Source organism: Streptococcus oralis (assembly GCF_021497945.1).
Taxonomy (GTDB): domain Bacteria; phylum Bacillota; class Bacilli; order Lactobacillales; family Streptococcaceae; genus Streptococcus; species Streptococcus oralis_BR.
The window spans coordinates 344,744-364,273 of record NZ_CP046524.1; the positions used below are offsets into that span (position 1 = coordinate 344,744).

General features: G+C 41.8%; 13 protein-coding genes and 2 pseudogenes. 14 read left to right on the forward strand and 1 reads right to left on the reverse strand.

All coding sequences use genetic code 11. The annotated features are described in order from the left end of the window. Positions 1-96 precede the first annotated feature (96 nt). The 4 genes from GOM47_RS01775 (at position 97) to GOM47_RS01790 (ending at position 7,749) form a co-directional block, all read left to right on the forward strand. Complete coding sequence (locus GOM47_RS01775) at positions 97-624, forward strand: FUSC family protein (protein WP_235080878.1); 528 nt, start codon at positions 97-99, stop codon at positions 622-624. 76 nt (positions 625-700) lie between these two features. Further along, positions 701-1,057, forward strand: coding sequence for a transcriptional repressor GlnR (glnR, locus tag GOM47_RS01780; RefSeq protein ID WP_000664336.1), 357 nt, complete (start codon positions 701-703; stop codon positions 1,055-1,057). A 36-nt stretch (positions 1,058-1,093) separates the two neighbouring features. Next, the gene (gene glnA / locus GOM47_RS01785) at positions 1,094-2,440 is read left to right on the forward strand and encodes a type I glutamate--ammonia ligase (RefSeq protein WP_042902032.1); all 1,347 of its coding nucleotides are present in this window, start codon (positions 1,094-1,096) and stop codon (positions 2,438-2,440) included. Positions 2,441-3,030: 590 nt separating this feature from the next. Beyond that, positions 3,031-7,749 (forward strand): LPXTG-anchored SHIRT domain periscope protein, encoded by a 4,719-nt coding sequence (locus GOM47_RS01790; protein WP_235080879.1) that lies wholly within the window; start codon positions 3,031-3,033, stop codon positions 7,747-7,749. Positions 7,750-7,753: 4 nt separating this feature from the next. Here the strand turns inward: GOM47_RS01790 and GOM47_RS01795 are convergent. Then, positions 7,754-9,274, reverse strand: a pseudogene (locus tag GOM47_RS01795) (IS1182 family transposase). Positions 9,275-9,279: 5 nt separating this feature from the next. Here GOM47_RS01795 and GOM47_RS01800 point away from each other — a divergent pair. The 10 genes and pseudogenes from GOM47_RS01800 (at position 9,280) to dnaK (ending at position 19,371) form a co-directional block, all read left to right on the forward strand. Then, positions 9,280-9,482: pseudogene (locus GOM47_RS01800) on the forward strand (hypothetical protein). Positions 9,483-9,736: 254 nt separating this feature from the next. Then, positions 9,737-10,348: a TetR/AcrR family transcriptional regulator gene (locus GOM47_RS01805; protein WP_235080880.1), complete on the forward strand. Its 612-nt coding sequence runs from the start codon at positions 9,737-9,739 to the stop codon at positions 10,346-10,348. Between the two features lie 18 nt (positions 10,349-10,366). Then, positions 10,367-12,133 carry an ABC transporter ATP-binding protein gene (locus GOM47_RS01810; RefSeq protein WP_235080881.1) on the forward strand — a complete coding sequence of 589 codons (1,767 nt, stop codon included), beginning with the start codon at positions 10,367-10,369 and terminating at the stop codon, positions 12,131-12,133. Further along, a complete protein-coding gene (locus GOM47_RS01815; RefSeq protein WP_000932116.1) occupies positions 12,126-13,871 on the forward strand; it encodes an ABC transporter ATP-binding protein in 1,746 nt (581 codons plus the stop codon). Before GOM47_RS01810 ends, GOM47_RS01815 begins: the two co-directional genes overlap by 8 nt. A gap of 246 nt (positions 13,872-14,117) precedes the next feature. Further along, entirely contained in the window at positions 14,118-14,438 is a 321-nt protein-coding gene (locus GOM47_RS01820; protein WP_000422299.1) for a PadR family transcriptional regulator, read from the forward strand. After that, positions 14,438-15,013, forward strand: a complete 576-nt coding sequence (locus tag GOM47_RS01825; RefSeq protein WP_084874582.1) for a DUF2812 domain-containing protein — start codon at positions 14,438-14,440, stop codon at positions 15,011-15,013. The genes GOM47_RS01820 and GOM47_RS01825 overlap by 1 nt, the downstream gene beginning before the upstream one ends. A 34-nt stretch (positions 15,014-15,047) precedes the next feature. Then, positions 15,048-15,560: a DUF2812 domain-containing protein gene (locus GOM47_RS01830; RefSeq protein WP_235080882.1), complete on the forward strand. Its 513-nt coding sequence runs from the start codon at positions 15,048-15,050 to the stop codon at positions 15,558-15,560. A gap of 160 nt (positions 15,561-15,720) precedes the next feature. Further along, on the forward strand, positions 15,721-16,755 hold the full coding sequence (gene hrcA, locus GOM47_RS01835; RefSeq protein WP_235080883.1) for a heat-inducible transcriptional repressor HrcA: 1,035 nt from the start codon (positions 15,721-15,723) through the stop codon (positions 16,753-16,755). A 38-nt stretch (positions 16,756-16,793) separates the two neighbouring features. After that, positions 16,794-17,309, forward strand: a complete 516-nt coding sequence (gene grpE / locus GOM47_RS01840; RefSeq protein WP_235080884.1) for a nucleotide exchange factor GrpE — start codon at positions 16,794-16,796, stop codon at positions 17,307-17,309. A gap of 235 nt (positions 17,310-17,544) precedes the next feature. Continuing rightward, on the forward strand, positions 17,545-19,371 hold the full coding sequence (gene dnaK, locus GOM47_RS01845; RefSeq protein ID WP_235080885.1) for a molecular chaperone DnaK: 1,827 nt from the start codon (positions 17,545-17,547) through the stop codon (positions 19,369-19,371). The last annotated feature ends 159 nt before the right edge of the window (positions 19,372-19,530 follow it).

Sequence of the window (19,530 nt, forward strand, 5' to 3'; positions counted from 1 at the left end):
TCTTTTTCTTGTAGCTTGAATTAAAAACGTTTCCGATTGATTTTGGCTCATAAAATCAACTAAATTATGATAAAATGGAAATAGAAAGTTGAGATTATGGGTTATTTTAAAAAATATAAATTTGATAAGTCACAGTTCAAGCTTGGTCTACGAACCTTTAAAACCGGAATTGCTGTTTTTTTAGTTCTCTTGATTTTTGGATTTTTTGGTTGGAAGGGGCTTCAAATTGGGGCTTTGACAGCAGTCTTCAGTCTACGAGAAAGTTTTGATAAGAGCGTCCATTTTGGAACTTCACGTATCTTAGGAAATAGCATCGGAGGTTTTTATGCTCTTGTCTTTTTCCTGTTAAATACCTTATTTCAAGAAGCCTTTTGGGTGACCTTGCTGATTGTGCCAATTTGCACCATGTTAACCATTATGACAAATGTCGCCATGAACAACAAGGCGGGAGTTATCGGCGGAGTTTCGGCGATGTTGATTATTACCCTATCGATACCGAGCGGAGAGACGATTTTGTACGTGTTTGCTCGTGTATTTGAAACTTTTATGGGTGTTTTTGTGGCAATACTCGTAAATTATGATATTGATCGCTTCAGAAATCTTTTAGAGAAAAAAGAAAAATAATGTTACATTTTATAACATTATCGATTGACGTATGTATTTTTTTAGACTATAATAGACAGAAAGAAGGAAATTGTAAATGAAGGAAAGAGAATTTCGCCGAAATATGGCTGTTTTTCCTATCGGTAGTGTGATGAAGTTGACCGATCTATCAGCGCGTCAGATTCGTTATTATGAAGATCAAGAGTTGATTAAACCTGATCGAAACGAAGGAAACCGTCGCATGTATTCGTTGAATGACATGGATCGTTTGCTTGAGATCAAAGATTATATCTCTGAAGGCTACAATATCGCTGCCATTAAGAAAAAATATGCTGAACGTGAGGCGAAGTCCAAGAAAGTGGTGAGTCAGACGGAGGTGCGTCGCGCACTTCATAATGAACTCCTCCAACAAGGTCGCTTTGCTTCAGTACGGTCACCTTTTGGTCGCGGTTAGGCAACCGCAAGTAGTCATATATTAAGGAGAAAAACCATGCCAATCACAGCTGCAGATATTCGTCGTGAAGTCAAGGAAAAAAATGTTACCTTTATTCGTCTCATGTTTTCAGATATCCTGGGAACCATGAAAAACGTCGAAATTCCTGCTACAGATGAACAGTTAGACAAGGTCTTGTCAAATAAAGCTATGTTTGATGGATCTTCTATTGAAGGTTTTGTACGTATTAATGAATCAGATATGTACTTGTACCCAGACTTGGATACATGGACAGTCTTCCCTTGGGGAGATGAAAACGGAAGTGTTGCAGGTTTGATCTGTGATGTTTATACAACAGAAGGTGAACCATTTGCAGGTGACCCTCGTGGCAACCTCAAACGTGCTCTTCGTCACATGGAGGAAGTAGGATTCAAATCTTTCAACCTTGGTCCAGAGCCAGAATTCTTCCTATTTAAACTTGATGAAAATGGAGACCCGACACTTGAAGTGAATGACAAGGGTGGCTATTTTGATTTGGCGCCTACTGACCTTGCGGACAATACGCGTCGTGAGATTGTGAATGTCTTGACTAAAATGGGATTTGAAGTAGAAGCAAGTCACCACGAGGTTGCGGTTGGTCAACATGAAATTGACTTCAAGTATGATGAAGTCCTCCGTGCCTGTGATAAGATTCAAATCTTTAAGCTTGTAGTAAAAACCATTGCTCGTAAACACGGTCTTTATGCAACTTTTATGGCGAAACCAAAATTTGGTATTGCTGGATCAGGTATGCACTGTAATATGTCCTTGTTTGATGAGAATGGGAATAACGCCTTCTTTGATCCAAACGATCCAAAGGGAATGCAGTTGTCTGAAACAGCCTACCATTTCCTTGGTGGTTTGATCAAGCATGCTTACAACTATACTGCTATCATGAACCCAACAGTTAACTCATACAAACGTTTGGTTCCAGGTTATGAAGCGCCTGTTTACATTGCTTGGGCTGGTCGTAACCGTTCGCCACTTGTGCGTGTACCAGCTTCACGTGGTATGGGAACTCGTCTTGAGTTGCGTTCAGTGGACCCAATGGCAAACCCATACATCGCTATGGCTGTTCTTTTGGAAGTTGGTTTGCATGGTATTGAAAACAAAATCGAAGCACCAGCTCCTATCGAAGAAAATATCTACATCATGACAGCAGAAGAGCGTAAGGAAGCTGGAATCACAGACCTTCCATCAACGCTTCATAACGCTTTGAAAGCTTTGACTGAGGACGAAGTAGTCAAGGCTGCCCTAGGTGAGCACATCTATACGAGCTTCCTTGAAGCCAAACGTATCGAGTGGGCTAGCTATGCAACCTTTGTGTCGCAATGGGAAGTTGATAATTATCTAGATTTGTATTAAATAGTAGAAAAGAGGTTGTCCGAATGGGCAATCTTTTTTTGTTTGCAAAGTTATAAATGTATTTTGATACAGATTTTAGTATAGAAAATATAGGTAATTCATATTTTTTATCTAGCTTACAATTATGCATCAGAATGGGAATATTCTGACAAATATCAGAAAGCGATATCAAGTTTATGTTTAGATTTTCTTTATAACGATGGTATTTAATGGCGATTTTCTACTTTGTCTCACATCTATTGTAACACTACAAAAAAAGTAAATATTTTTTATATCTGCTTTTAATTGACCTTTTTTTGTTTAAGAAAAATTTAATGAAGTGCTTGCCCAAAATGCTTGATTAATGATATAATTGAGTGTGGGTTACTAGTCTCTCTGAGAGCTATAACTCTTGTCTTTAACTTTTACTTTGAGTGCTAAACTAAAAAGCATTTATTGACAAGCTCTTTTGATAAGAATTGGTAGGTTAGCTGGGAAAACTACTAATTTGGGTACTAATAACGGAGTTCTTACCATATGGAGAATGGCAATAAATTTCTTTTTATGTGTAATCATAAAAAGTAAAAAGAAATTTAATAAGGAGAAAAAGAATGATAAAGTCGAAAAACAGGCTTAAAAAGACAATCGTTGGAATGATAACCTTTGTTTTAGCGTTTTTCTTACTGCCGTTTCAAGGCCTTTTTGCGGCACCGCAAGAAATAAAGGATGACACAGATCTTTCTGCACTAAGTCTTTACCAGTTTCAGTTAACTACGGATAACATGAGTGTTGTATCTAAGTCATCTGCCGTGCAGCAATACCATATGGATGCTCCAGGTTTTGGAGATCTACAACATAAATATCCTGGTTATCCAATGGAAAATTTCACCCTCAAGGTAGATAAAACCAAAAAGGAAGATCAAACCTTTGATAAACCTTTGTCTTTGAAATTTGCCAATGCTGGAACAGTCAATGGTAAGCAAGTAGATGCTTATTTAACGATTAATAAAGTTACTCTTCATTATATCAACAACTCAGAAGCTCCGGCTCAAATGGCTGATGTTAATAAGAAAACAGTTAACTTTTTCAACGTTTCTAATTTATGGGGAGCAAACCAATTTGAAATTGGGAATATCGCATATGTTGATGAGGCACATGACGATGTCATGAAAAATACCTTTACGGTTGATGCAGATATAACAGCAGAACTTAAGTATTCAGATGGTTCAGAACCTGACATGAAATTGGTGATGAAACCAACTGATATTGATGCAAATGGTCTATGGAATACCAAGGAAGCTTTCTATGTTACCAATTACAACACTAGCGTTGACAAGCGAGTGATGAACAACCGCAATAATTTGGAAGCGGTTCAAGAAGGTGATAAAACTGTTTGGAATGCAGGCCCAGGTGGTGGTACAAGTGGTGCGGAGGCCGAAAATAATATTTCCGGTTTAGCCCTACGCTCAGTTAACAACACCATGAACTTTGGTTACCGTTCAGCGAACTATGCCTCTGCAACTTTCTCTCTTTACATGGAACAAGTACAGTTTGCCCCAGAAAAGGAGGTAGATCCAGCTCAAATCCCAGCACAAGCAGGAGAGGCAGTTACTTATAAAACTCTTTTCAAGATTCCAAAACCAGGTAAAGAAATCATTGCAGCTTTATCAAGCCTTGATTTCGTTGATACCTTTGATGATCGTTTAGATTTCAAAGATCTTACAGTTGATGCAGATGGTGTTGTGTTGGCAAAGGATACAGACTATACTGTTGAGAAGTCAGGTCAAAAAGTAACTGTCAAGATGGCTGCTGCCTACTTGAACAAAGATAAGGCCGGAACACCTATTCGTATTACTTATAATACAGTAACAAATAATAAGGTTGGTGACAAAGCTTCAGGACCTATCGAAAACATTGTAGCTATGCAACCAGATAACCTTTATTTCGCATCAAACAAGGTAACAACGACCTTACTTTACAACAAGATTCATGAATTTGAGAGCGGTACACCTGGTAAGACCCTTCCACAAGAAGTTACAAACTTGTTACCAGCTAAAGTATCAGGTCTTGCAAATGGAACGACTGTAAATCCTACTCAACCAACAACTACTAAAGTATCTGTTCCAGAAGGAAACTGGGTATTCAAAGGTTACGATAAGGTTTCAGAAGTTGTTGAAAATGGAGATGTGAAGTTCATCGGTAAATGGGAATTCACTCCAGCGCCAACTTACAAGGCAACACATGAATTTGTAAGCGGAACGTCAGGAAAAGAACTTCCGCAAGAAGTGAAATCCTTGCTTCCAGCAGACCAAACAGACTTGAAAGATGGTAGTCAAGCGACTCCGACTCAACCAAGTCAAACAGAAGTGAAGACAGCAGAAGGTACATGGAGCTTTAAGTCCTATGACAAGGCATCAGAAACCATCAATGGAGCGGATGCCCACTTCGTCGGTACTTGGGAATTCACCCCAGCGCCAACTTACAAGGCAACACATGAATTTGTAAGCGGAACTCCAGGAAAAGAACTTCCGCAAGAAGTGAAATCCTTGCTTCCAGCAGACCAAACAGACTTGAAAGACGGTAGTCAAGCGACTCCAACTCAACCAAGTAAAACGGAAGTGAAGACTACAGAAGGCACTTGGAGCTTCAAGTCCTATGACAAGGCATCAGAAACCATCAATGGAGCGGATGCCCACTTCATCGGTACATGGGAATTTACCCCAGCACCAACTTACAAGGCAACACATGAATTTGTCAGCGGAACTCCAGGCAAAGAGCTTCCACAAGAAGTAAAAGACTTGCTTCCAGTAGACCAAACAGATTTGAAAGACGGTAGTCAAGCGACTCCAACACAACCAAGTAAAACGGAAGTGAAGACAGCAGAAGGCACTTGGAGCTTCAAGTCCTATGACAAGGCATCAGAAACCATCAATGGAGCGGATGCCCACTTCATCGGTACATGGGAATTTACCCCAGCACCAACTTACAAGGCAACACATGAATTTGTAAGCGGAACTCCAGGCAAAGAGCTTCCACAAGAAGTAAAAGACTTGCTTCCAGTAGACCAAACAGATTTGAAAGACGGTAGTCAAGCGACTCCAACACAACCAAGTAAAACGGAAGTGAAGACAGCAGAAGGCACTTGGAGCTTCAAGTCCTATGACAAGGCATCAGAAACTATCAATGGAGCAGATGCCCACTTCGTCGGTACTTGGGAATTTACCCCAGCACCAACAGTGACTCATAAAGCAGTTCACGAGTTTGTCAGCGGAACTCCAGGAAAAGAACTTCCACAAGAAGTGAAAACTCTACTTCCAGCAGACCAAACAGACTTGAAAGATGGCAGCAAAGTGACTCCAACACAACCAAGTCAAACAGAAGTGAAGACAGCAGAAGGCACATGGAGCTTCAAGTCATACGACAAGACTTCAGAGACTGTCAACGGTTCAGATGTTAAGTTTGTAGGAACATGGGAATTTACAGCGAGCCCAGCACCAACAGTGACTCATAAAGCAGTTCACGAGTTTGTCAGCGGAACTCCAGGAAAAGAACTTCCACAAGAAGTGAAAACTCTACTTCCAGCAGACCAAACAGACTTGAAAGATGGCAGCAAAGTGACTCCAACACAACCAAGTCAAACAGAAGTGAAGACAGCAGAAGGCACATGGAGCTTCAAGTCATACGACAAGACTTCAGAGACTGTCAACGGTTCAGATGTTAAGTTTGTAGGAACATGGGAATTTACAGCGAGCCCAGCACCAACAGTGACTCATAAAGCAGTTCACGAGTTTGTCAGCGGAACTCCAGGAAAAGAACTTCCACAAGAAGTGAAAACTCTACTTCCAGCAGACCAAACAGACTTGAAAGATGGCAGCAAAGTGACTCCAACACAACCAAGTCAAACAGAAGTGAAGACAGCAGAAGGCACATGGAGCTTCAAGTCATACGACAAGACTTCAGAGACTGTCAACGGTTCAGATGTTAAGTTTGTAGGAACATGGGAATTTACAGCGAGCCCAGCACCAACAGTGACTCATAAAGCAGTTCACGAGTTTGTCAGCGGAACTCCAGGAAAAGAACTTCCACAAGAAGTGAAAACTCTACTTCCAGCAGACCAAACAGACTTGAAAGATGGCAGCAAAGTGACTCCAACACAACCAAGTCAAACAGAAGTGAAGACAGCAGAAGGTACTTGGAGCTTCAAGTCCTATGACAAGGCATCAGAAACCATCAATGGAGCGGACGTTAAATTTACAGGAACTTGGGAATTTACCCCAGCTCCAACTGTACGTCCAATTACTTCTTTTGTAGATACTAAGGGGAATACATTAATTCCAAGTGAAGATGGGGAACAACCTAAGAAAGACATCCCAGGTTACCGCTTCGTAGAGACTAAGAAACTTCCAAACGGCGACACTGAACATGTCTACGAAAAAGTGAAGACCAGTCACAAGGATAAGGAAGGCAACGACATTCCAGGATATCCAAGTGAAGATGGGGAACAACCTAAGAAAGACATCCCAGGTTATCGCTTCGTAGAGACTAAGAAACTTCCAAACGGCGACACTGAACATGTCTACGAAAAAGTGAAGACCAGTCACAAGGATAAGGAAGGCAACGACATTCCAGGATATCCAAGTGAAGATGGGGAACAACCTAAGAAAGACATCCCAGGTTACCGCTTCGTAGAGACTAAGAAACTTCCAAACGGCGACACTGAACATGTCTACGAAAAAGTGAAGACCAGTCACAAGGATAAGGAAGGCAACGACATTCCAGGATATCCAAGTGAAGATGGGGAACAACCTAAGAAAGACATCCCAGGTTATCGCTTCGTAGAGACTAAGAAACTTCCAAACGGCGACACTGAACATGTCTACGAAAAAGTGAAGACCAGTCACAAGGATAAGGAAGGCAACGACATTCCAGGATATCCAAGTGAAGATGGGGAACAACCTAAGAAAGACATCCCAGGTTATCGCTTCGTAGAGACTAAGAAACTTCCAAACGGCGACACTGAACATGTCTACGAAAAAGTGAAGACCAGTCACAAGGATAAGGAAGGCAACGACATTCCAGGATATCCAAGTGAAGATGGCGAACAACCTAAGAAAGACATCCCAGGCTACCGCTTCGTAGAGACTAAGAAACTTCCAAATGGCGACACAGTTCATGTTTATGAAAAAATTATTCCTTCTGTGAAACCATCACAACCAGCTAAGGAATTGCCTAATACTGGTACAGAAGATCACTCTAGCCTAGCAGCTCTTGGACTTCTTGGAGTATTGAGCGGATTTGGTCTTGTGGCACGCAAGAAAAAAGAAGACTAATGTTTTAATCATTAAAGATTAAACAGAGGAATTCAATTTCATAAATGAAAACCCAACTAATCAAGCGATTAGTTGGGTTTTTTAGGAGGTTATTAGTCATAAGTACCAATCCCATGTCAATTCTCACTTGACGCTTCCCTCTTAGATTACATCTCTTGTAACCCAAACAAGCCTTTATCTGCCCAAAGACAGGTTCACATCAATCTTGCGTTGAGCGAAAATCTGTCTACCTTGGGGAGATAAAAGCGCCTGACATTCTTTAGTTTTTAAGTGCTGATAGCGTTCGTTCATATACAGTCCCTTTTGAGGGGCTGCTTCAGGTTCATCAGCGTAGTAAACCTTGATTTCCTGTTGAAAGTCCGCCTGTGTTTTCTGATGTTTGATATGATGAAAACGATAGCACCAGCCATCAGGATGTGTATAGCTATCCTCCTTGTCATCATAGTGCCAATTCGCTAAGTTTCTAACCGACTGTTTATACCTTTTCTTCTGTTCCTTATCAAACATGGCATATTTAATCAGATGGTTCACCTCCTTTTCATCTAAACGAAGGAGGTTCTCTTCGCTTCCATATCCAGCATCTGCGACAACTGTTTTCAATTCATGCGGATAGGTTTCAAGTAAGGGGAGAAGAGTCTGGGTGTCTGTCGGATTTGAGAAGACATCATAGTGAAGAACAAATTGGTTTTCAGTAGCGATTTGAAGATTGTAGCCAGGTTTGAGTTGTCCATTTCTCATGTGATCCTCCTTCATCCGCATAAAAGTGGCATCTGGATCGGTTTTGGAAAAGCTGTTACGCCCTTCAAATGTCTCCTGATAGTTCTCATATTTTTCAGCACGTACTGAAAAATCCTCCTTGACTTTACGCAAGACTTTCTTGAGTTTACGACGCTGGGTTTTACGTTCATCCTTCCCTTTAACGGGTGTCTCCTCAATGTCTTGGTTCAATTTTTCCAATTCTTCTTCAAGGACTTGAGCGAATGCAAGCAACTGCTCTGAGGAGATAGGCTCTTGTGTATCCAGTTCGATAGCTTGATGGATCAGGGGAGTGATTTCTTCTTGAAAATAGACCTGTATCTGTTCTTGAAGTTTGGCGGAGAATTTCTCTGTCGCTTTCTTCCACACGAAACTATACTTGTTGGCATTGGCTTCAATCTTAGTCCCGTCAATAAACAGACAATCTAAGGCCACTAACTCTTCCATTTTTAAACGAAGATTGAGGTCGATGAACAGACCACGGATGAGTTCTTCCATCCCTTCAGTGACTCGAAATCGATTGATGGTGCGATAGCTGACAACCAACTTTCCTGTTAAATACTGCATAGCCAGATTTTCAATCATCATTTTTTCGACCAGAGAAAATCCCTTGTGAATAGGCAAATAGTAGAGTAGCTACAAGCATTTTAGGGTGATAAGACGGGCGACCGAAGGTATGATAGAAAGCCTGGAAGTGACGATCCTCCAAGGCATTCACCACTTTTTCAATGGTAAAGACAAGATGATCTTGTGGCAAGAAAGAATGGATTTCTAGTGGTAAAGTCGTTTGATTTGTGTTATAGTGAATATGCGTGGGATAGCCTTTCTAAATGGTTTATTGAGCAATTCTATTTTAGCAAGACTGTCGCAATCATGCAAAAAGCAACGGCAAATCCGTTGCTTTTTTTGTAGCAAAGGGACTATTGTCCCAGACTCCTCAATTGTTTTTGGATCGTCGAGCAAGACGCAGTGGTTGAGTGGGCTCTACTACGCTGATTTCATCAGCTTTTACAGCCCTACTCAACTGTGCGGAGGCGGGACGACGAAATCGAATTCTAACGAATTACCGATTTCTGTCCCACTCTCTTTTGTCATGTTTACAAGAGGATAAGGTATAGAACTAGACCGATGAAAATATTTTTCGGCCTTTTTTTGTTTTTCCTTGACAGTTAAATTGTCAGAATTTATAATAAAAGAAGAAAGGCGATAACGGTGTTATCGAATTAAAATCATGAAAAAAGAAACAGATGAGTTAAACGAAAAAATCTTGGAAAGCGCAAGGAGTGAGTTCTTGGTTTATGGCTATCAGGATGCTTCACTGCGGAGAATTTGTCGCGCTGCTGGCTTGACGACTGGGGCTCTTTATAAGCGCTATGAGAGTAAGGACAGTCTCTTTACTGCTCTGCTTGAGCCTACTCTGACAGCCTTAGACCAGTATGGACAAGATCAGAAGCGACGTGACTATGCTTTTCTAGAAGAGGGACACCTGTCTGACATGTGGGCACATCGCTTAGAGGATCTCCAGTCCCTGATGCGGATTCTCTATAAGTATAAGGATATTATGCAGCTCTTGCTCTTTAAATCTCAGGGTTCTTCGCAAGCGGACTTCAGGATGCGTCTGCCTCATTTGGCTGCTAACGAGACTTATCGCTATTTGGATCTGGCTTACAAAGAGGGGAAAATCAATCATTTGGTCAAACACGAGTTTCTGCGATCGTGCATGACAGCTTATTACACAGCTGTATTTGAGCCCTTGGCTCAAGACTGGCCCCAAGAGCAGGCGCTGGAATTTTGCCATTCCATCATGGACTTGTTTGACTGGGGAGGTTTGCTTGGTTTTTGATAGAAAGAAGGAAATTCTATGAAGAAAAAATCTGTTCTTGCTTGGATCTGGGACTTTGTTTCCCTTCATAAGATATATTTTGTGCTCAGTCTAATCTTTGCCTTTGCCTCTGTGATTTCAGGATTTCTGCCTTATTTCTTTATTGGCGGAATGATTAATCAGCTCTTGGCTGGCAATAAAAACTGGGATTTCTACCTGCAAGAGTCGGCTTGGGTGGCTCTGGCTTGGATTGGCTACTGGGGATTTCACGGTATTTCCACCATGCTGTCACATACGGCAACTTTTAAGATTCTAGCAGAAATGCGGCACCGCTTGACAGATAAGCTAGCAAGGTTGCCTTTAGGTATAGTGCTTAGTCAGTCATCAGGCAGCTATAAAAACATTATCGTTGAGAGGGTGGATGCGACCGAAACGACCTTGGCTCACCTAATTCCAGAGTTTACTGCTGGGATTTTTGGTCCGATTATTGTTCTCATTGCCATGCTGGTTATCGATTGGCGGCTGACCTTGCTGTCTCTCCTGACTATTCCCGTCGTGGCGCTGGCATATATACGAATGGTTGCTAATAGCGAAACTGACTATCAAAATACTCTGGTCAAGACCAAAAAACTCAATGATACAGCGGTGGAATACATCAATGGGATTGAGGTTATCAAGGTTTTTGGCAAGGAAAAATTTTCTTACGATAAGTTTGTGACAGCTGCTAGAGAAGGAGCAGATTGCTTTATTGAGTGGATGCGCAAGTTCAATCTGGAGATGGGTATTGTGACTGCATTTCTGCCATCAGGCTTGCTCTTTCTGCTGCCCGCTGGCTGTTATTTCTATCTGCAAGGTAGCTTGACTGCCAGCAATTTCATTCTGATGATTATTCTTTCGCTCAGTCTTCTGACTCCTCTGATTTTAGTGGCTAGTTACATGGACGATTTACGGAAAATCGGGACTATTTTTGGCCAAGTCATTGATATTTTGGAAAAGCCTGATTTGAAAAGACCTCAGGATTTGCGAGAACTTCCAAAAGGAAGGGATCTGGTCATGACGAATGTCAGCTTTGGTTATACAAATGAAGAGGAGGTGCTACATGGAATTTCGTTAGATATTAAGACTGGTAGCATCAATGCTTTAGTTGGGCCATCTGGCTCAGGTAAGTCTACAATTGCCAAGCTTCTAGCTTCTTTCTGGGATGTCACTTCTGGCCAGATTACTTATGGTGGCTTGGACATTCGCCAGCTTCCGCTAGACTATTACAGCCGGCAGATTGCTTACGTGACCCAGGATAATTACCTCTTTGATGAGACTATTATGGAAAATATCCGGATGGGAAATCCAGCAGCTTCTGATGAAGATGTCATCGAGATTGCCCGTCGCTGTGGCTGTTATGACTTTATCATGAACTTGGAAAATGGCTTTGAGACTCAGGTAGGCTCTGGCGGTGGTCATCTATCTGGTGGGGAGCGTCAGCGGATTGCCATCGCCCGTGCCATGCTTAAGGATGCGCCGATTCTTATCTTGGATGAAGCGACTGCTTATACAGATCCGGAAAATGAAGCACGGATTCAGTCCAGTCTAGCTCGTCTGATTGAGGGACGGACCTTGATTGTCATTGCCCACAGGCTGTCTACGATTATGAGTGCAGACCAGATAGTCCTGGTCAATGATGGTCGGATTGAAGCTAGGGGTCGGCATGAAGAGTTGCTGGTAGCTAGTCCGCTTTATGCTTCCATGTGGCGGACCCATATTGCTACCAGGGATAGTGGTGAGATGGAAGGAGGGCTGACCCATGCTTAATATACTGAAGAAATTCTTTGATTTTTGTACGGCAGAGGACCGTAAGAAATTTTATCAGTCCATTTATCTGGGCATCATCAAGTCCTTTATCATCGCTCTGCGTATCCCAGCAATCGGCCTAGTTCTTATGGGACTGATTGAGAAGAATCTCTCTATGCAGACCTTCTGGCTGGCTCTAGGAATCATGCTGGTATCCACTGTGCTAAACGTTTGGATTACCCTGAAAATCACCATGCTGCAGACGGAAGCGGGCTATCACACTTGTGCTCAGAAGCGGATTGAAATTGCCGAGCACATGCGCTATCTACCCATGGGTTACTTTAATCAAAATAGCTTGGGCAAGATTACCAGTGTTACAACTAATACGCTGGAAGGACTGTCTGATGTAGCTACCAGAGTGGTTATGATGACTGTGCAGGGCTTTCTGACGACTGGTCTCATCACTATTTTGGTCTTTCTATATGATTGGCGGGTTGGTCTGGTTCTCTTGGTGGGTCTCATTCTCTTTCTCCTGCCTAATACCCTCATGCGTTGGCAAGTTGGTAAGGTTTCTGATGACAAGTATCAGGCAGATACGGACCTAGTAGCTGTTGTTTTGGAGTATAGCCAAGGGATTGCTGAAGTTAAGAACTACAATCTGGTCAACCGTTCTGCTAAGAAGCTGTCCAAGGCTATTGAAGGCAAGAGTCAGCTAGATACCAAAATGACACTCGTGACCTCACCTTACATTGCCCTCCAGGGCATAGTGACCAAGCTGACCGGTCTCTTTATGGGGCTTTTCTCTATCTATTTTTATCTCAATGGCAGTATGGAACTGCTGGTAACCATTATGATGATTGTCAGTGGTTTTATGATTTATGAAAATCTAGACGGCGTTGGCTCTTTCTCTTCTCTCCTGCGCATTGTTGATCTGTCGGTTGATATGGTCAATCAAGTCTTGGCTATCCAGCCGATGGACATCAGTGGTCAGGACATTGAACCTAAGAGCAGCCAGATTGAGCTGAGAGATGTTGGCTTCTCTTATGGAAATAAGAAAATTATTGACCAGGTTTCCCTCACCATTCCCGAAAAAACAACAACTGCCTTGGTCGGACCTTCTGGCTCTGGCAAAACAACGCTCTGCTACCTCATCGCCCGCTTCTGGGATGTGGATCAAGGCAGTATCAGTCTGGACGGACATGATGTTAGAGATTACAGCTATGACAGCCTGATTCGTAATTTCAGCTTTGTCTTCCAAAGCGTCTATCTCTTTGAGGATACCATTGCCAATAACATTCGTTTTGGGAAGCCAGAGGCCAGTCAGGAAGAAGTGATAGAGGCTGCTAAGAAAGCTGCCTGTCATGACTTTATCCTCTCACTGCCTGATGGCTATGATACCAAGATCGGTGAAGGAGGTGCTAGTCTTTCTGGAGGTGAGCGTCAGCGCATTTCCATCGCACGGGCTATTATCAAGGATGCGCCTATTATCATTCTGGATGAAGCAACAGCCAATGTTGACCCAGAAAACGAAGAAGCCCTCATGCAGGCTATTCGGGCTCTGACTCGAGATAAGACCATTATCATGATTGCCCACCGACTCAAGACGGTTGAGCATGCAGACCAGATTCTAGTGCTGGATCAAGGCCGCATTGTCGAGCAAGGAAAACATCAAGACTTACTAGCCAAACAAGGTATCTATAGTAAGTTTATCCAAGAAAGAAAAACAGCTACCAGCTGGAGGATAGATACGGAAAGTTAAAGAAATATCTTTGCTAACAGGAGATTTGCGTCGTCCCACCTCCGCACAGTTGAGTAGGGCTGTAAAAGCTGATGAAATCAGCGTAGTAGAGCCCACTCAACCACTGCGTCTTGCTCGACGATCCAAAAACAATTGAGGAGGCTGGGACTATTGTCCCAGATCTTTTTTCTTGTGTTTTATATCGAGCTGTGATATATTCTATATAACGAAGTGCGATATATCGAATTGAATAGGAGGTGCCTATAAATGGAATTAATGGATAAGGTTCGTCGAGTTTATCTTCCGATGACGGAAACTGGCTTTTATATCTTGTTTTGTCTACAGAAGGAGAACCATGGGTATAGTATTACGCAAAAGGTCAAGGAGATGACAGATTCGCAAGTTTCGATTAGTCCTGGAACTATGTATGGTACCTTGTCAAAGATGGAAAAGGATGGTTTGATTTCCTTTGTCCGCGAAGAGGAAAAACGGAAAATCTATCAGATAACAGATTTGGGACGAAAGGTTTTGGAGATTGAATTGAAACGTATTGAGCGGCTCTACAGAAACAGTCGGGAGGAAGGTTGATGGAAAAGAAAAGTGTTTATCGACTTGTTACCATTGCGGATTATGAGAGGGAGGCGATTTTCCTAGGGAGAATGCATGCGGAGGGTTGGAAGCTTAGTAAAGTGAGTTATTCTTACTTATTAGTTGCAGTTAAGTATAGTTTTGAAAAATGTCAACCGGAGCAAGTCTCTTATCAGTTGGATTTTTATCCTATGAAAAAGTCAGAGAGAGCTTCCTATTTACAACTGTTTAAAGATTGTGGATGGGAGCATATTACAGATTTTAATGGTTTTTCCTACTTTAGAAAGTTTCTTGCTGGAATTGAGTCGGATGCAGAGTTTGAAATTTATAATGACTCGACCGGGAAGTTAGCTATGGTCAAGCGGATTTTAATAATGCGAGTGTTCCCTATTTTTCTTCTATTTTCAGCTCTGCTATTGGTTTTCTCAAAGTTACTCACTGGAAAAGGTTATTTCAGTTGGGAAGTGTGTTTGATTGTCATAATAGATTGTGTTTTATTGATCGTTTTTGTGATTCAGATTTCTTATGTTTTTTGGAGATTGTTTCAAAAGTGGAAAGAATTATCTGATAAATAAAACAATGCCTGTTTTCGAATTTGGAGGTAAGACAATGAATAGCAAAGTAAAATTTCGAATGTTTACCATTTTAGACTTTGACAAGGAAGAAGAATATTTACATGAGATGCATCTGAAAGGCTGGAGATATAGAACGAGTCGTTTTGGTTTTTTCTATTTTTGCCAATGCCAACCTGACGATGTCATCTACCGTATCTATGATTCTAGATTTCTTAAAAAGTATAAGCATGAACTGCAAGATTTTAGAAATAGCGGTTGGGAATTGATAGAAACAGGTTTTTGTTCAATTCTTCGTAAACCAACTTCTGATATACTTTCAGAGGAGAAAGTCTATATGAGTAAGGGTCTCAGATGGGAAGTTATGCGGTCTAGACTTCGTTCATGTACAGCTACTTTCTTAGGTGGTTTTGTTGTCTGTATGAGTTTATTTAGAGAAGATCTTTCTATATCTTTCTTCATTATTTTTGTTCTATACGCTTTCCTGATTTCTTATCTGATCTATGGATATTACAGACCTAAAAGGAAATACCAAGTAGATGAAAGATAAGTTTCTAGGTCCTCAGACTGATTTTTAGCACTCTTGGTAAAAGAGTGCTAATTTTTTGAGTTTTTGTCTTGACATTCTCTTCTAAGGGTGTATAATAGAATCATGAGTTAGCACTTGAGTGTATTGAGTGCTAATCGATCAGACAGAGAGGAGTGATGAGATGGTTACAGAGCGTCAGCAGGATATTTTAAATCTGATTATTGACATCTTTACCAAAACGCACGAACCTGTCGGATCCAAAGCTTTGCAAGAGTCTATCAACTCTAGCAGTGCAACCATTCGTAATGATATGGCGGCTCTAGAAAAGCAAGGTTTGCTTGAGAAGGCGCATACTTCAAGCGGTCGGATGCCAAGTGTTGCTGGTTTTCAGTACTATGTGAAACACTCACTGGATTTTGACCGACTGGCTGAAAATGAGGTCTATGAGATTGTCAAAGCCTTTGATCAGGAATTCTTCAAACTGGAAGATATTCTACAAGAGGCTGCTAATGTTTTGACAGACTTAAGTGGTTGCACAGTTGTAGCGCTAGATGTTGAGCCGAGCAGGCAACGGTTGACAGCCTTTGATATCGTTGTTTTGGGACAACATACTGCTCTTGCAGTTTTTACACTTGATGAGTCTCGAACGGTTACCAGTCAGTTTTTGATTCCAAGGAACTTCTTGCAGGAGGATTTGCTGAAACTGAAGAGCATCATTCAGGAACGCTTCCTGGGGTACACCGTTCTAGATATTCACTACAAGATTCGGACGGAAATTCCGCAGATTATCCAGCGCTACTTTACAACAACGGACAATGTCATGGATCTCTTTGAACATATTTTTAAAGAAATGTTCAACGAAAACATTGTAGTGGCGGGCAAGGTTAATCTCTTGAATTTTGCCAATCTCGCAGCCTATCAGTTCTTTGACCAACCACAGAAAGTGGCTCTGGAGATTCGTGAAGGTCTGCATGAAGATCAGATGCAAAATGTCCGTGTTGCGGACAGTCAAGAATCCTGTCTAGCTGATTTAGCGGTGATTAGCAGTAAATTCCTCATTCCTTATCGAGGTTTTGGAATTCTGGCGATTATCGGTCCGGTTAATCTGGATTACCAGCAATTGGTCAATCAACTCAATGTGGTCAATCGAGTCTTAACTATGAAACTCACAGATTTCTATCGATATTTGAGTAGTAATCATTATGAGGTGAGTTGAACATGAAATTACATAAATTCCTAAAAAGGAGGCGAAAAATGTCTGAGGAAATAAAAAACGAAGAAGTAAAAGAAGAGGAAGTTGTTGAAACGACAGAAGAAACAACTCCTGAAAAGTCAGAGTTAGACTTGGCAAATGAACGTGCGGATGAGTTTGAAAATAAATACCTTCGCGCTCATGCGGAAATGCAAAATATCCAACGTCGTGCCAACGAAGAACGCCAACTCTTGCAACGTTATCGCAGTCAAGACTTAGGAAAGGCTATCCTCCCTTCTTTGGACAACCTTGAGCGTGCGCTTGCCGTTGAAGGTTTGACAGACGATGTCAAAAAGGGACTGGAGATGGTGCAAGAAAGCTTGATTCACGCTTTGAAAGAAGAAGGAATCGAAGAAATCGCAGCTGACGGAGAATTTGACCATAACTATCATATGGCTATCCAGACTCTCCCGGCAGACGATGAACACCCAGCAGATACCATCGCCCAAGTTTTTCAAAAAGGCTATAAACTCCATGACCGCATCCTACGCCCAGCCATGGTGGTAGTATACAACTAGGCAATAGAGCTTAAAAATCTTGTCCGAAACGACAATAAACTATGAAGAAGGATAAAAAGCAAGCCGGAGGCTTGCAAGGAAGATATTTCCCGCCGTGGTGAAACAGGGGATTTTTGAGACAATAGGCTCAAAAATAAGTGATGAAATCCCGTAGGGAGTTGCTCACGTCCCCACCACTTAAGGGGAATATCAAGAAAAATCAAAAACAGAATATAAAATTTAAGGAGAAAAACACATGTCTAAAATTATCGGTATTGACTTAGGTACAACCAACTCAGCAGTTGCAGTTCTTGAAGGAACTGAAAGTAAAATCATCGCAAACCCAGAAGGAAACCGCACAACGCCATCTGTAGTATCATTCAAAAACGGCGAAATCATCGTTGGTGATGCCGCAAAACGTCAAGCAGTTACAAACCCAGATACAGTTATCTCAATCAAATCTAAGATGGGAACTTCTGAAAAAGTTTCTGCTAACGGTAAGGAATACACTCCACAAGAAATCTCAGCTATGATCCTTCAATACTTGAAAGGTTACGCTGAAGAGTACCTTGGTGAAAAAGTAACCAAAGCAGTTATCACAGTACCTGCTTACTTCAACGACGCGCAACGTCAAGCGACAAAAGACGCTGGTAAAATTGCTGGTCTTGAAGTAGAACGTATCGTCAACGAACCAACTGCAGCAGCTCTTGCATACGGTTTGGACAAGACTGACAAAGAAGAAAAAATCTTGGTATTCGACCTTGGTGGTGGTACATTTGACGTATCTATCCTTGAATTGGGTGATGGTGTCTTCGATGTATTGTCAACTGCAGGGGACAACAAACTTGGTGGTGACGACTTTGACCAAAAAATCATCGACCACTTGGTAGCAGAATTCAAGAAAGAAAACGGTATTGACTTGTCTAATGACAAGATGGCAATGCAACGTTTGAAAGATGCAGCTGAAAAAGCGAAGAAAGACCTTTCTGGTGTAACTTCAACTCAAATCAGCTTGCCATTTATCACTGCGGGTGAAGCTGGACCTCTTCACTTGGAAATGACTTTGACTCGTGCGAAATTTGACGATTTGACTCGTGACCTTGTTGAACGTACAAAAGTTCCAGTTCGTCAAGCTCTTTCAGATGCAGGTTTGAGCTTGTCAGAAATCGACGAAGTCATCCTTGTTGGTGGTTCAACTCGTATCCCTGCTGTTGTAGAAGCTGTTAAGGCTGAAACTGGTAAAGAACCAAACAAATCAGTGAACCCTGACGAAGTGGTTGCTATGGGTGCTGCGATCCAAGGTGGTGTCATCACTGGTGACGTTAAGGACGTTGTCCTTCTTGACGTAACACCATTGTCACTTGGTATTGAAACAATGGGTGGAGTATTTACAAAACTCATTGACCGTAACACAACGATTCCAACATCTAAATCACAAGTCTTCTCAACAGCAGCAGACAACCAACCAGCCGTTGATATCCACGTTCTTCAAGGTGAACGCCCTATGGCAGCAGATAACAAGACTCTTGGACGCTTCCAATTGACAGACATCCCAGCTGCACCTCGTGGTATCCCACAAATCGAAGTAACATTTGACATTGACAAGAACGGTATCGTGTCTGTTAAGGCAAAAGACCTTGGAACTCAAAAAGAACAAACGATTGTCATCCAATCTAACTCAGGTTTGACTGATGAAGAAATCGACCGCATGATGAAAGATGCTGAAGCAAACGCTGAAGCAGATAAGAAACGTAAAGAAGAAGTTGACCTTCGTAACGAAGTAGACCAAGCCATCTTTGCGACTGAAAAGACTATCAAGGAAACTGAAGGCAAAGGCTTCGATGCAGAACGTGATGCTGCCCAAGCTGCCCTTGATGACCTTAAGAAAGCGCAAGAAGACAACAACTTGGATGAAATGAAAGCAAAACTCGAAACATTGAACGAAAAAGCTCAAGCCCTCGCAGTGAAACTCTATGAACAAGCTGCATCACAACATGCACACACAGAAAGTCAAGGCGCTGAAAATGCAAGCTCAAGCAAGGCTGACGATGACGTCGTAGATGGAGAGTTTACGGAAAAATAAGATGCAAAGCCCGTTAAAACCTCACAGTGAAAATAGGAAATCTGACGCAGAAACTTTAGTTTCTAGGAAGATTTATCTTTTTCACCAAGAGGTTAGGGCGCGCTCGATTTAGCATTACTAGTTTGATTTTTAAAACTCGAACGTCGTGATGATAAGAAG